This window comes from Nocardioides humilatus (assembly GCF_008373755.1).
In the GTDB taxonomy this organism is placed as follows: domain Bacteria; phylum Actinomycetota; class Actinomycetes; order Propionibacteriales; family Nocardioidaceae; genus Nocardioides; species Nocardioides humilatus.
In genome coordinates, this window is record NZ_VUJV01000145.1 from 1 (window position 1) to 455 (window position 455).

The 455-nt window shown below is 53.2% G+C and carries 2 protein-coding genes; both read right to left on the minus strand.

Annotation, left to right across the window (positions count from 1 at the left end):
- The coding region (locus F0U44_RS24270; RefSeq protein ID WP_149730625.1) for a hypothetical protein at positions 1–233 on the minus strand (233 nt) is incomplete at its 3' end.
- A 3-nt stretch (positions 234–236) separates the two neighbouring features.
- A partial coding sequence (locus F0U44_RS24275; protein WP_188113651.1) for a large ribosomal subunit protein uL4 occupies positions 237–455 on the minus strand: 219 nt, incomplete at its 5' end.

Below are 455 nucleotides of genomic sequence, written 5' to 3' on the forward strand. Positions count from 1 at the left end.
GGGGGAGGCGGGGTCTTCTTAGCAACCGGCTTCTTGGGTTTCTTGGCGAGAGCCTCCTTGATGTTCTTGCGTCTCCTCTCGCGTAGTTTCTCAGCCTTCATAGCGGGGTTTCGCTTAGACAGCTTCAATCCACTCTTCTCGGCATCAGCCAGAGCCTTCAAGTTCTTCCTTCTGCGCAGCTCTAAGATAGCTTTCCTCTTCAGCACGGCCGCGTAAGGATTGAGTTTCAGCATCGCCTAGTTATTGGTGAGCGGGTTCAATTTGCGTGTAGCACGGATCACGCGTTTGTTGGGAGCACGGAGGACCTTCCTGATCTCATCAGACTTGAGAAGACGTGTGAGGTCAGTGTTGGCCACCTTTGGCTGGGGCAGGTTGAAGTTCTTCTTTTGTTTCGATGGTGTCTTCCATGACCCGAATAAGGGGTCAAGCCTGCCGAATGCGGACTGAGTCCAGAT